Origin of the sequence: Mycobacterium sp. DL (assembly GCF_039729195.1) — a bacterium.
GTDB lineage: Bacteria > Actinomycetota > Actinomycetes > Mycobacteriales > Mycobacteriaceae > Mycobacterium > Mycobacterium hippocampi_A.
This window is the reverse complement of record NZ_CP155796.1, coordinates 3,276,060-3,288,611: the sequence shown is the minus strand read 5'-3', so window position 1 is coordinate 3,288,611 and position 12,552 is coordinate 3,276,060. Positions and strand designations below refer to the sequence as shown.

Sequence of the window (12,552 nt, the reverse complement as noted above, 5' to 3'; positions counted from 1 at the left end):
CCCAAGTGGTCCAATATAATACAAGAAGGAACCAGACATGACCAACGTCGGATGGATTGGCCTGGGAGCCATGGGATCACCGATGGCATCGTTCGTAGCCAGAGCCGGGCACTTGGTGACCGCTTTCGATATCGACCCGCAGAAGGCTGCGGCTTTGGCGGGCGACGGCGTGAAAGCCGCCGCCACCGTTCGTGACGCCGCGGTCGACGCCGATGTTCTCGTGCTCATGGTCGCGACCGCTGACCAAGCCGAATCGGTGCTGTACGGCGAGGGGAAGGCCGCTGCGGCGCTCCGCCCGGGCAGCGTGGTGCTGCTGATGGCCACCGTCGGGCCGGATGCCGTCGAAGCCTGGGCCCGGCGCCTGGCCGAAACTGACGTGCAGATCGTCGATGCTCCCGTGTCGGGTGGTGTTGCCAGGGCGGGCCAGGGCGATCTGCTGATCATGGTCAGCGGTTCGGAAGCCGCTCTGGCGACAGTGCAGCCCTTACTGGATGTGATGGCCCGCAATGCTCCCGTCGTCGGGACCGAACCAGGGGAGGGGCAGAAGGTCAAACTCGTCAACCAGTTGCTGTGCGGAGTGCATATCGCGGTCGCCGCGGAAGCCCTCGCCTATGCCGAGGCACTCGGACTGGATGCCGGTGCCACCTGGGAAGTGCTGCGGCACGGCGCGGCGGCCTCTTTCATGCTCGACGACCGCGGCGCACGGATGATCGACAATTCGAACGGCGACATTCGTTCCACCACTGATATTTTCGTCAAGGACATGGGTCTGGTCACTGCGGCGGCCCGCGCCAAGTCGTACCCCACACCGCTGGCCTCCGCAGCCGAGCAGATCTACCTCGCCGGCCGCCGCGCCGGCCTCGGACGCGCCGACGACTCGTCTGTCATCGAGATTCTTCGCGGCACCGTGACTGCGTCGAACTAACCGGGGGTTGAAGGAGGCGACTGCGAGCGGTCGGCGATTGCATCCGGCTCTGGGTGACGTGGTCGCTCCGCTCGGTCTCGTTGTGGTAAAGCTGGAGAACGGGGACGGCGCTGTAGTCGCTTGGTGGTCTGCCGAGCGGCTGCGCAACTTGCGCAGGCTCGGTACTGCGAGCGGGATTAACTGACCAGCGGAGGTGGCGGGCGCAAGTGATCGAATGTCGCAAGTGCACCGCTGGCGGATGCAACCACGGAGCGCAGTGTCCAATGTTGATTCGCTGGTACGACGACCCGTGGGACGGCACGTTCTGGCAGCGTTGCGAGTGCACTGCCTGGATCGACGCGAGGCCGCATCCCGTATCGGTCAGCCGTGTCGCGGATCGGCAGTCTACTGCCGGACCTAGTCGCGCCTGACGATTCACGAATACCGCTTCTCCGGGCTGAAAATCTCTGCGCTGGAGGGTAATTCGACTACCTGGATTCGCTTCTACCCACCCAGCCCCACGCCACAATTTCGTCACTGTGACGAAAACGTGGACGACGCGTGTGTAGTCGGAGCAGGAGGCAGCATCCAATCTGGGGTCGCATGCCGAATGCTGTCGGGTCGTCGTGGATTGCGCCGTTCCGGTGGGCAAGAGTGCGCCGAGAACTTGGCCATGAACCCCGAACAACTGACGGCATCAGCTTGCCCGGCTTACTGCCAACAGGTTCCGGATCGTCGCACAGATGTACCTGGCGAACGCAGCACCCGCACAGATGTACCCGGCGAACGCAGTGCCCGTCCATAAATCCTGTACAACAAAGTGCCGATAAGCCACATTATGTCAAGTTGTAAGTTGGTTATTCGCGTGGCGTGCGAATACCGCCAATCCTGATACTCCCCACCCGTCGCCTGAACGGTGCTGTCTTGCAGTGCGATTGACCCGTCCGCGCCATGTCAGAGGCCGAACGCACACCGTTCTTCACGGCTCGCCTGGGTCCTGCCCAGCGCCAGGCTTGACCTGCGTCTTTACCATCGGCGGTTGCAGAATCTGCGTCTAGAATGCAAAATATGCAGCCTAAGGAGGTGCCCGTTGGAGGGTTCGATGGGACGTTTGGTCTATCTGCCTGCTGGGGTCGCAGGACCCGATCCGGATGCGTTCCTCAACGACGTGCTCACCGGATGGCGCCGGGCACATCTGGCCCAGAACTTCTCGGCGGAGACCGTTCGCCGGCGAATCGCGTCGGTCCACCGGATGGCCGATTTCGTCGGCTCGTACCCCTGGCAATGGACTGCCGCCGATGCAGATGACTTCTTCTCCCACCTCCGGGGAGTTCGCAACCTCGCCCACACCACAGTGCGGGCCTACCAGACCGACGTGAAGCTCTTCCTCGACTACGCCACCGATCCGGCGTACGACTGGAACGAGCATTGTGGGCGTCTCTTCGGCACCGTATTCGGCCAAGTTATAACCGAATTCAACAGAGCCAAGCATGTGCAGGCCAACGACGCCCGGCCACTCAAGCGGCCATTCACCCTCGTCGAACTACAACAGTTCTTCGACCTGGCCGATCTCGAACCAGAACGGATCCTCAATGCTGGTCGCAAAGGCGCGCTGGCGGCATGGCGTGACGCGGTCGCTTTCAAGTCCCTTTACGCCTGGGGGTTGCGGCGCAACGAAGTGCGGCACCTGCAGTGCGTTGACTTCTCCCGCAACATTCGTGCGCCGCATTTCGGTGATTGGGGCCTGGTTCGCATACGCCACGGCAAGGGAACCCGAGGAAGCGCGGCGAAACAGCGCACGGTGCTCACAATCTTCGACTGGGCGGCTGAAGGTGTCGCTGACTGGGTGGAGCGCGGCCTCCCCCGCTATGGGGAACCCGTCAACGACCTGTTCCCCACCGAGAAAGGCGGACTCATGCCCAACCGCAATCTGTGGCAACGAATGCGCAGTCTCGTCGATGAACTCGGCTTCCCTCCGGGCCTGGACCTTCACTCGTTCCGCCGCTCGTACGCCACCCACCTGCAGATCGAGCATGGATATGACGTCAGCTTCGTCCAACTCCAGTTAGGCCACGAACATGCCTCCACCACATCGATCTACACGCTCGCATCCCCCGACTACCGGGCCCGCGAACTTGAGCGCGTCCTCAACGCAACCGTGGCCCGCAGCAACGCCGGTCTAGCCGATCCGACCACCGAGGAGTCGTCATGAAACGCGACATTCAATACCACTGGCGAGTCCGCGAATTCATGGCCCGGGCAGGCATGAAGAGCAGCCGAGACCTCGTCGGGCCGCTACGCGAGCGAGGCATCACCCTGTCTGAATCTCAGATCTACCGCATCGTCGGACAGGAACCCGACCGCATCGCATTCAAAGTCCTTGTTGCACTGTGTGACATCTTCGGAATCGAAGCCGGAGACCTCATTACCTACACCGCCGCCGACGCCCGCCAATCCCGCGATAAAGCAGTGAATTCGGCCAAGGATGTCCCCCTCCTCAACGCTTACCGGCCTGTGAAAGCGAGGATCGTTTCAGACGATGACTAGTCCCCGCAAACGAGGCCGGCCCCGCAGTACCGGCCCGCTCGAATGCGACCGTTGCCACCATATGGTGCCGAAGATCCGGGCACGCTGGCCGGATGGCGGGATCTGTCAGCCATGCTTCACCGCAGCCGTCAGAAGCTATGGACGCTGTTCATTCTGCGGCGCCGACCGGCTCCTGCCAGGACGCTCAGCCGCTGGCCACGACATTTGCAGAGACTGCGCTGGGATCACCACATGCCTGAACTGCGACAACTGCGGCCGAGAAGCGGAGAGGCTCCGCGGCGGCAACTGCGCCCGATGCCTGGTGACCCAACAACTCGAGCAGCTACTGAAGCCCCACTCACCGCCCGACATGCGCATCAAACGCCTGATCGTCGAGCTAGCGGCCGTACCCCGTCCCGAAAGCATCCTGACCTGGATGCGCAATGCCGATACCGCGAATCTGCTGGCTCAGGTAGGCGCCCGCGAACTGCAGCTCAGTCACGACGCGTTCGACGCACTGCCCCCATCGCGCAATGTCGAGCATCTCCGCGAGATGCTCGTCCACCATCGGATGATGCCAAGTCGCGGTGATCCGATTATGGTTCGCTTCGAAGCCTGGGTCGATCAGCGACTCAAATCCCTTGATAACACACCGGTTATCCACGCACCGATCGAACAGTACGCGCGTTGGCACCACCTCCGCAGGCTCCGTGAACCCAGCCAACGCCCGCGGAACATGGCTAACGCCACAGGATTCGCCAAGCAGCAGATCACGGAAGCGACAAAATTCCTACGCTGGCTACTCGATGAACACGGAACCGTCGTCGACGACCTTCGTCAGGACCAGATCGATTCTTATCTCTCTGAAGGCCCGACAACACGTGCAGCCGTCCGAAACTTCGTCAGGTGGCGCGCAGCCGCGGGCATCGCCGGACGCTTCGAAACTCGCTACCGGACCGCCGAACACACGCCCCTGATGACTTCTGCTCGGCGACTTGCTCTCATCAAGACCATGATCGAGGCCGACCACATTGTCCCATCTGCCAGAATTGCCGGCCTGATCCTCCTGCTCTACGGTGTCCCCGTCAGTCGGATCGCTGAACTCACAGTCGACGATATCGAGGCCGGCGCAGATGGAACATCGATCAAGGTCGGTGCTCTCGCTGCGCCCATCCCGAGAGCGTTGCTGCCGCTTCTTCACGACTATCTCAACGCGCGTAAACGGGGCACTATGAATCACGGATGCCGTTGGTTGTTCCCAGGTCTCAACGCAGGGCAGCACACGACCGAACAAACGCTGATGCAGCAATTGCGCGGGCTCGGGATAGACATCAAGGCGGCGAGAAACGGCGCTCTGCACGATCTCATCAAGGAAATCGACCCTGCGTCGTTGGCAGATCTGCTCGGCTACACAGCGAACACGCTGAACATCCACGCCGCGCGCGCTGCGGTCCCAATGGCCACCTACCCTGCCATTGGTTCGCTCCGAAGCGGCAGTCGCGAGCAGTAGCTCGAAACATCTAGCAGTAGAGCCTATTTCGCCAACAAACCCGCGGTGAGAGGTTGATTTCATGCCCAGCGCAATGGGTGCACAATCGACAACTGATCGCCGGCAACAGGACTTGCGCAACGAAACTTTACGGTGAGTTGTATCGGCGTGGTGCGGCCGCGGTCGATTATGGTGATGGCTTCTCATCGGCTCCTTGATGGGGTGCTTCGAGGAAGGTTCGTACGGCGGATTCGTCACCGTCGATGTCTACGAGCGCAGCGACGTCATTCAGTGACAAGACGCCCGCTGCGAGTCCCAGAACAAGCGGTGCTTCGGCGGTAAGGACCGCGTCAAGCTCGCATCCATCGGGTTTACCGACGTCGATACCGGACTCGGTGGCTCGCAGTTGGGCCATGCCGCCGTCGACGACGATTCCCACGGTTACTGATTGGTCAGTGGGCGCACGACCCTCGAACAAGGCCGGAAGTGCCACCAGAAGCCATTCAGGGCGGAATTCATCGCCCGCAGGTCCGCGGATCATCAGCGGGGTAGACCAGCGGACGAGCGCATTGATGGGCTCGCGCAACTGTGTACCCCACGGGGTGAGGGCGTAAGTAATCGCGCCGGCGTCGTCGGACAGTTTTCGCTCAATCACACCAGCGGTTTCGAGGCCGCGGAGCCGGTCGGTCAGCAGATTCGTCGCGATGCCGGACAGTCCTTCGCGGAGCTCTCCGTAACGAGCGGGTCCCATCAGGAGCTGGCGGACGATCAACAAATTCCACCGGTCGCCCACCACATCCAGGGACCGGGCAAGTCCGCAGTACTGGCCGTAGTCTCGACTCATCGCCTTCTACTTGCTATTTTAAAGTTCACTTGATTATATCCGATCATTGGAGGGGGCGGAATGGCAATCGCAGAGAGACCCGCTTGGGTCGATGACGAGTTGTTCCCGTTCGAGAGCCGTTTCATCGATATCGACGGGCACCGCGTGCACTACGTGGACGAAGGGTCGGGACCCACGTTGTTGTTCCTGCACGGCAACCCAACCTGGTCGTTCGACTACAGCAAGGTGATCGAATCCCTACGAGCGGAATTCCGTTGCATCGCAGTGGACTACCCCGGTTTCGGACTGTCGTCGGCGGCACCGGGATACCGGTATCTACCCACTGAACACGCGGAGGTGATCGACCGGTTCGTGGAGGCACTCGAATTGAGCGGCGTCACGCTGGTGGGCCACGACTGGGGCGGCCCGATCGGACTAGCAATGGTGCAACGTCGGCCCGAGGCCTTCGACAAGCTGGTGCTAACCAACACGTGGGCATGGCCGGTCGGCGACCCGGTCGTGCAGACGATGTCCCACGTGATGGGCAGTCCAGTCGGGCGGCTGCTGATCCGGCAGCTCAACCTGTTCGTCAACGTGATGATCCCGGTCGGGCACCGGCTGACCAAACCCACCAGTGAGCAGATGGACCACTACAAGAAGGCTCTCGACAGCCCATCGCGGCGGGAAGCTTCCGCGGTTTTCCCCCGCGAGATCACCGCCAGCCGTGCGTTTCTCGCCGACATCGAATCGGGACTGAACGCCATCGCGGCACTACCCACGTTGATCATCTGGGGCGACGCCGACTTTGCATTCGGGCAGAACGAACTGGAACGGTGGGAGAACGCTTTCACGGATCACGAGACGGTAATCGTCAAAGGCGCCGGTCATTTCGTCCCCTCCGACGCTCCTGAGCAATTCGCCGCGGCGATCCGCAGCTGGCACACCCGATCGGGATCGTAGTGGCCTACGATCCGTTCTTCTCTTGCGTAACAGCTTCCGCAACAGCCATTTTCGAGGCATCACCGTGAATCGCAAGGCGGGCATCCTGGCCGCTGTCTACATCGCGGTCCTCGCTATCAACCTCGACGTCACGATCGTCAACGTCGCCTTACCCAGCATCGCAACCGAACTCCACGCCGACACCCGCGACCTGCAGTGGGTCGTCGACGGCTACAACCTCACGTTCGCCGCACTCGTCCTGGCGGCAGGCAGCCTGTCGGACCGCTACGGGCGGCGCCCAGCGCTCCTGATCGGACTACTCGGGTTCGCCGCCACCAGCGCCCTCGGGGCCCTGGCCGCCAGCACTGGGGCCCTGGTCGCCGCGCGTTTCAGCATGGGAATCTTCGCCGCGCTGATCTTTCCCACCACACTGTCAATCATCACCAACACCTTCTCCGATCGACGCCAACGCGCCATCGCGCTCGGAGGATGGGGCGCCGTCGTTGGCGTCGGGGTAGCGGCCGGGCCGGTCACTGGTGGCTTTCTGCTCGAACACTTCGCATGGAGCAGCGTCTTCTGGGCGCTCATACCGCTCGCAGTGCTGGCGGCGGTGCTAGCTTCCCTGCTGGTGCCGGAATCACGGGACCCTGGCGTGCCCGCGCTCGACATCCGGGGCCTGACAACCTCGATCGCCTTGCTTGGGACTCTGGTCTACACGATCATCGAGGCCCCGGTTCGGGGCTGGCACAGCCAAGCCACGGTGTTTGGTTTCATCGCCACGGTAGCTCTGGCACTGGCGTTCGTGACGATCGAACAGGCAGCCGAACACCCCATGCTCGACATCAGGCTCTTCACCGATCGCCGGTTCAGCGCCGCCAGCGCATCGGTGACCGTCACCTTCTTCTCCCTGTCAGGCTTCATCTTCCTCATCACCCAGTACTTCCAGGTTCTGCGCGGGTTCAGCCCCCTCGACACCGGTCTTCGCATCCTGCCAGTCGCGCTCTCGATCGCCGTCGGCTCCGTCATCGGCGGACTGCTCGCACCACGCATCGGCACCCGCACCGTCGTCGTCAGCGGACTGATCTCCTTCGGAACCGCGATGGCCTGGATCGCCGGCAGCATCGACACCGACACCCAGTACTGGACGATCATCGTTCCGCAGATGCTACTCATGGGACTCGGTATCGGGTTAGTATCAACTCCTGCAACGGAATCCATCATGCTGGTGCTCCCGCCGGCGCGGGCTGGCGTCGGCTCGGCGGTCAACGACGCCACCCGCGAGTTGGGCTCGACACTCGGGGTCGCCGTCGTCGGATCCTTGTTCTCATCGATCTTCGGTGCCCACCTCGCCGACAGCGCATTCGCGGCGGCCGGCAAAGTAGGTGAAGCCGCGGACTCTGTGCAAGTCGCCTTCGGATTCGCTACCGACAACCCGACGCTCCTCATCGCCGCACAACATTCGTTTCTCGCTGGCCTCACAACGGCCTGCGCAGTCATCGCCGGACTGTGCTTTACCGCTGCCGTCGTCGGCATCGGTGCGCTACCCGGCCGACGGTTCCAACCCCCGGTCGCAACGGCTGCGTCTTTAACAGTCGGTAGTTCCCCGGCAAACGGATGCCCACTTGCCCCAGATTCAATGAGAAGCGGGACGCACAAGAACTCTTGTCCAGTCTGGCAGCACAATACGACCAAACTTGATACTGCCGGTATCCAGTAAAGTACGCCGTGTTCATCAGATGAATCACGCTACGCCCGTAGCCGTTCCGGCGACACGCTGACCTGTGACCCCACTTGCCGAGGCAGCTGCGAAGGCCTGTTCCCAGGATGGTCGACTACGTCGCTCCCAGCACACGCCGAGACAATACGGCGAAATCGAATATGGCGGGTTACCAGCAAAGGACTGCATATTGCGTTGTTGCCCATAGTTTTTGGAACATCAAACAGTCAGACTGTTCCCCGTTCCAGAACCCATTGATGCCGGAACGGGAGTACCTCTGCGGCAATCTCAAAGTCGGCGTCATAGTGAATCAGCGTCACATCATGGGCCCCTGCGATGGTGGCGATCAGGAGGTCGGCCATGCCGACCGCGCGGTGGCGACCAGTGCTGGCGAGCTGCCGTTGCGCGCCGAGTGCCATCTTCCAGTGCTCGTCATCGGTTGGCAGGTACTCATAGGCCAGACGGCGGTCTGACCGGAGTTGTTCGTAGTCGTTAGGGCTGCGGGCGCTGTAGAGCGCCTCGGTGTCGAGCTGAGCGGTGGTTGCGACCAATCCGGCCTCAATGAGCGGGGCCAGCCTGGCGGCAACCTCGGGGTGCTTCATCCGTGCTGCCGCGCTGGTATCGATGAGGTGCCGAGCGATCAGCGCCACACGTCACCACGTTGATCGGGGTCCGCCATCTCCCCTAGGCCGCCGGCTTGCAGCCAAGCGATCTGGCGTGCACGAGCAGACGAGGCTGCTGCCTGCTGCAATGCGATGCGCACGGTGTCCGATACGCCGGACGTCTTGAGCTCCTTTTGCGCGGCGGCCAGCAGGTCATCGTCGAGATCGATCAGTCGCTTCGTCATCCAATAAGCCTCCCACCGTATATACCAAATTAAGGATAAGTATATACAAAGTTCGGGTTCGCGCCGGGGCTCGTAGACCGAGATCGAATATGCAGGAATCGAATATGCAGCTTTACCAGCAAAGTACACCGTATCGCCTTGCATCCCAATTGTTTTCATCCGACGACGGCGACGCCGGGAGCTGGACCTTCACAGATCTAGGACGAAGCGCAGCGCTTGGTCAATGGCTTGCATCTGTTCTGGACCAATGATTCCCTGGTGGGATGACAGTCGTTCGGTGGAGACCACTCGCAGTTGGTCGCAGCGAGCGTAGGAAATATGGTCCAGACCGCTTTTCGCTGGCTCAAGTTCGACGTGGCTTCGCAGGCCGTACCCAACGGTCGTGATCGGCACGACGACCACCAGGTCGCCCGGTCCGTTGTTGAGAATGTCGATCGACACCACCACCGCCGGGCGGTGAAAGGCTGGCTCGTGTCCTAATGGCTGGCCGAGATCGACGTGGTAGACCTCCCCTCGCCAGATCAAGCCAGTGGATCCCACTCGTGACGTTCGGCCAGGTATTGCTCCCACAGTTCGGGGTCGTTGCGCAGGCGCTGGTAATCCCCGTTTAGCCCCCGCAAGAATTCCTGCCTTTCCAAGGCGTCGATTGCTGCGTGCACGACGTCGACGACGGCGGTTTGGCGAGCCTTCGCTAAAGATTGCAGCCGTTCAGAATCGGGACGGCGGACCCGGACGGTTGTGGTTTCTGCTGCCATGGAACCAGTGTAGACGAATTGTAGACACAGGTAGCGGCGTGTCGTCCGAAGTATTCAGCAAACCAACGCCGGTACAAACTTCGAGCGTCGGCGGGTCCTTGTGTCATGCGTTGAGCGGGACGGCTCCCAGGGTCTACATCTAAGTGCCGGTGGCGATCAGCCGGCCCCGCCCCGGAAAGGAATACGGCGGGATCGAATATGGCGGATTATCAGTAAACCCGCGCCGTATCACGTTTTCTACCAATTGCTTTCGTCCTGATGATGTGTGGTGTTTCACGCAGCGCTCAGAGCTCGAGAACGACACGCAGGGCCGCATCAACGCGGCGCAAGTCGTCGAAGCTGAGGAACCCGACGCTACCGCCTAGCCGGCCTGGATCTATCGCTGCAGTCTGCTCAGCAAGCACTCGGGTCTTCACGCCGCAAACTTCGACCTCGGGTCGGAAGCTGGCAGCACGAGCCGACGTGGATGTCGGCGCAACCAGCCAGGTCGACAGCGGCAGTTGATCCGACTGGACGACTACGGCGTATCGGGAACCGGACTGCTCGTGACCGCGACTCCCCCTCGCGGCATGCAACCGAAAGACCTCACCACGCACGCAGCGTCTCCATATCGCGCAGCACCTGCATGGCCTCAGCGCGATCGGACGCGTCTCCGGCGAGCCTTTCCGCCTCGGCGCGAATCGCCGCGCCAGCCTTCCGTCGTGCGGCATCGATAAGGGCAGACCGAACGGCTGCCGACACAGCCGTACCGTCTTTGGTCAAGACCTCCAGCGCCTTCGTTGTGTCTTCGTCGGGCCGGAAGGTAATCGTGTCAGCCATAGCAACAGTGTAGGACGTTTTGTAAGACGATCACCGGTTCCACGTGAGCGCTGTTTTCATATCGCTGCCGCGGCCCCCAGCAGCGGCTTTTGCAGCCAGCGCATCGAAAGGCAAGATCCTGTCCCGGAAATCCTCCGCCAGCAGTCCTTCGACCTTTGCACCAGCTCACGTCTGCGACGCCCGTTCGGTAATCGGGCGACGCTGCACGTCAATTCGGCCGCCGTCACCGCAGTCGGCAGTATGTCAAACACATCGAAACTGTCGATCCAACTAGTGACACCAGGTTCCGGTGCTGGGCGCATCAACTCCGAGACGACGTTGGTATCCAAGACGATCATTCGTCAAGGACCGCAGCACATGGACGTTCGGTCCGGCTGGGCAGGTCAAGCTCTACACCCCCGGTTCCCGACAAGCGCTGCCGAATCCGCGTCGCCATCCCCGGACCACCCGTAGGGCGTTCCAATGCAGTGCGCAAGATCTCGCGCACCTCCGATTCCATCGACCGGCCGTGCTCTGCTGCGCGAACACGAAGTGCCGCTTTGAGGTCGTCGTCAAAATCGCGAATCGTCAAGGTCGCCATCGGTCACTCCTCACAAAATGCTGCATGCACGCACTCGGTACTCGGTTCCCTGTCTGCCGATGTCTCAGCACCTGTGCCGGCGGGAATGGTGTCCTACCGAAAGGGTGTGGCAAAGCACTTGGTCGGGCAAAATACGCCTATGTCAAATCACCGATTGCGCCGTTCGGCCATCGCCATTCTTGCGGCCGCTCCAATTGCTGCCGGGTCACTGTTCGGCGCTGGGATGGGTTCGGCTCAGCCCCCAAATTGCGTCAACGGACAATTCTGGGATCCGATCACCAACACCTGCCAGACGCCGCGTCCGGCGGAGAGCTGCGCGCCCGGTCAGTACTGGAACGCCTTGTCCAATGTCTGCCGACCCCTGGGGCAACTTTAGTCCGCTTCGCTGCCCTGGGCGGCGAGGACTATGACGGCCTCGACGAACGGGACGCCGACTCCGTCGAGGTCCATCGCGGCCGAGAACACGCCGTATTTCACCACTTTCCCAAGAGCTTTCGAAGCGGACCACCTCTTCGCCGCCGCAGTCGCGTTCTCTGCTGGAAGGTCACTGATCCTTGCGGGCGGCGTCGCATCCCTGCACAGAAAACGTCCCTGCCTGTCAGTCGAGATCGAAGGCGTGCTGAATCGCCGTTGTCAGTGATTCCTCTTGATCAGGAAGAAAGAACCCGATCTGGCGCCCCAGCGCCGCGACCGGGATCGTGACAATGTTGTCGATGCTGACGGCGGAATCTTTCTCGAGCCCGTTTCGCACACCCACTGGAACCTCGGTCGACAGGCCGCGAACTGTTCCGGTGATTGGTGCGACCGTGACTCTGGTCAGGTGAGGCCGCACGAGTTCCCGGGTCAGGATCAGAACGGGCCGAGCCTTGTCGAGTTGGGCCACATGAATTGGTCTCAATCGATATCCAATTCGAGGGTAGACGTATGTGCAGCGAGCGCATCGAAGTCATCGTCGTCGGTGGTCTGCTCGGCCAGAATAGCCGCGTCGCGCGCAGCGATCAGCCGGCGTCGCTCACGTTGGAGCGCTTGGAGTACAAATGATGCGCGGCTCTCGACGTGCCGCTGGTCTACTTGCCTGTCGATGAAATCGACGACCTCGTCCGGAAGCCGTACGGCGATCTGTTTGCTCATGGCGCGATGGTACCGATATGGG

Annotated in this window: 17 protein-coding genes; 7 read left to right on the top strand and 10 right to left on the bottom strand. The window is 61.7% G+C overall.

The genetic code is table 11. From position 1 onward, the window contains the following. Positions 1-37 precede the first annotated feature (37 nt). The 4 genes from ABDC78_RS15660 (at position 38) to ABDC78_RS15645 (ending at position 4,940) form a co-directional block, all read left to right on the top strand. Entirely contained in the window at positions 38-925 is an 888-nt protein-coding gene (locus ABDC78_RS15660) for an NAD(P)-dependent oxidoreductase (RefSeq protein ID WP_178360218.1), read from the top strand. Positions 926-2,156: 1,231 nt separating this feature from the next. Continuing rightward, a complete protein-coding gene (locus ABDC78_RS15655) occupies positions 2,157-3,116 on the top strand; it encodes a site-specific integrase (RefSeq protein ID WP_256736185.1) in 960 nt (319 codons plus the stop codon). Then, positions 3,113-3,451: a helix-turn-helix transcriptional regulator gene (locus ABDC78_RS15650; protein ID WP_178360219.1), complete on the top strand. Its 339-nt coding sequence runs from the start codon at positions 3,113-3,115 to the stop codon at positions 3,449-3,451. The genes ABDC78_RS15655 and ABDC78_RS15650 overlap by 4 nt, the downstream gene beginning before the upstream one ends. A gap of 301 nt (positions 3,452-3,752) precedes the next feature. Continuing rightward, on the top strand, positions 3,753-4,940 hold the full coding sequence (locus tag ABDC78_RS15645; protein ID WP_178360220.1) for a hypothetical protein: 1,188 nt from the start codon (positions 3,753-3,755) through the stop codon (positions 4,938-4,940). A 166-nt stretch (positions 4,941-5,106) separates the two neighbouring features. Here ABDC78_RS15645 and ABDC78_RS15640 read toward each other — a convergent pair whose 3' ends face one another. Beyond that, the gene (locus ABDC78_RS15640; protein ID WP_178360221.1) at positions 5,107-5,763 is read right to left on the bottom strand and encodes a helix-turn-helix domain-containing protein; all 657 of its coding nucleotides are present in this window, start codon (positions 5,761-5,763) and stop codon (positions 5,107-5,109) included. Positions 5,764-5,823: 60 nt separating this feature from the next. Here ABDC78_RS15640 and ABDC78_RS15635 point away from each other — a divergent pair, with 60 nt between their 5' ends. Together ABDC78_RS15635 and ABDC78_RS15630 are read left to right on the top strand one after the other, a co-directional pair. Then, entirely contained in the window at positions 5,824-6,702 is an 879-nt protein-coding gene (locus tag ABDC78_RS15635) for an alpha/beta fold hydrolase (RefSeq protein WP_178360222.1), read from the top strand. 64 nt (positions 6,703-6,766) lie between these two features. Then, the gene (locus tag ABDC78_RS15630) at positions 6,767-8,398 is read left to right on the top strand and encodes an MFS transporter (RefSeq protein ID WP_178360223.1); all 1,632 of its coding nucleotides are present in this window, start codon (positions 6,767-6,769) and stop codon (positions 8,396-8,398) included. A 227-nt stretch (positions 8,399-8,625) separates the two neighbouring features. Here the strand turns inward: ABDC78_RS15630 and ABDC78_RS15625 are convergent, their stop codons facing one another. The 4 genes from ABDC78_RS15625 to ABDC78_RS15610 form a co-directional block, all read right to left on the bottom strand. Continuing rightward, positions 8,626-9,048 carry a PIN domain-containing protein gene (locus ABDC78_RS15625; protein ID WP_178360224.1) on the bottom strand — a complete coding sequence of 141 codons (423 nt, stop codon included), beginning with the start codon at positions 9,046-9,048 and terminating at the stop codon, positions 8,626-8,628. Further along, positions 9,039-9,245 (bottom strand): hypothetical protein, encoded by a 207-nt coding sequence (locus ABDC78_RS15620; RefSeq protein WP_003932508.1) that lies wholly within the window; start codon positions 9,243-9,245, stop codon positions 9,039-9,041. Before ABDC78_RS15620 ends, ABDC78_RS15625 begins: the two co-directional genes overlap by 10 nt. A gap of 189 nt (positions 9,246-9,434) precedes the next feature. After that, on the bottom strand, positions 9,435-9,770 hold the full coding sequence (locus ABDC78_RS15615; protein ID WP_178360225.1) for a type II toxin-antitoxin system PemK/MazF family toxin: 336 nt from the start codon (positions 9,768-9,770) through the stop codon (positions 9,435-9,437). Continuing rightward, a complete protein-coding gene (locus ABDC78_RS15610; RefSeq protein WP_178360226.1) occupies positions 9,767-10,000 on the bottom strand; it encodes a hypothetical protein in 234 nt (77 codons plus the stop codon). Before ABDC78_RS15610 ends, ABDC78_RS15615 begins: the two co-directional genes overlap by 4 nt. Positions 10,001-10,143: 143 nt before the next feature. Between ABDC78_RS15610 and ABDC78_RS15605 the strand changes: the two genes are divergently transcribed. Continuing rightward, on the top strand, positions 10,144-10,365 hold the full coding sequence (locus tag ABDC78_RS15605) for a hypothetical protein (RefSeq protein ID WP_178359821.1): 222 nt from the start codon (positions 10,144-10,146) through the stop codon (positions 10,363-10,365). Here the strand turns inward: ABDC78_RS15605 and ABDC78_RS15600 are convergent. The 5 genes from ABDC78_RS15600 to ABDC78_RS15580 form a co-directional block, all read right to left on the bottom strand. Beyond that, entirely contained in the window at positions 10,285-10,596 is a 312-nt protein-coding gene (locus tag ABDC78_RS15600; RefSeq protein ID WP_178360227.1) for a type II toxin-antitoxin system PemK/MazF family toxin, read from the bottom strand. The genes ABDC78_RS15605 and ABDC78_RS15600 overlap by 81 nt on opposite strands. After that, on the bottom strand, positions 10,586-10,819 hold the full coding sequence (locus ABDC78_RS15595; RefSeq protein ID WP_178360228.1) for a hypothetical protein: 234 nt from the start codon (positions 10,817-10,819) through the stop codon (positions 10,586-10,588). Before ABDC78_RS15595 ends, ABDC78_RS15600 begins: the two co-directional genes overlap by 11 nt. 334 nt (positions 10,820-11,153) lie before the next feature. Beyond that, the gene (locus ABDC78_RS15590) at positions 11,154-11,318 is read right to left on the bottom strand and encodes a hypothetical protein (RefSeq protein WP_347133512.1); all 165 of its coding nucleotides are present in this window, start codon (positions 11,316-11,318) and stop codon (positions 11,154-11,156) included. 679 nt (positions 11,319-11,997) lie between these two features. Then, complete coding sequence (locus ABDC78_RS15585) at positions 11,998-12,297, bottom strand: type II toxin-antitoxin system PemK/MazF family toxin (RefSeq protein ID WP_178360230.1); 300 nt, start codon at positions 12,295-12,297, stop codon at positions 11,998-12,000. Continuing rightward, entirely contained in the window at positions 12,294-12,530 is a 237-nt protein-coding gene (locus ABDC78_RS15580; RefSeq protein ID WP_178360231.1) for a YlcI/YnfO family protein, read from the bottom strand. Before ABDC78_RS15580 ends, ABDC78_RS15585 begins: the two co-directional genes overlap by 4 nt. Positions 12,531-12,552 lie beyond the last annotated feature (22 nt).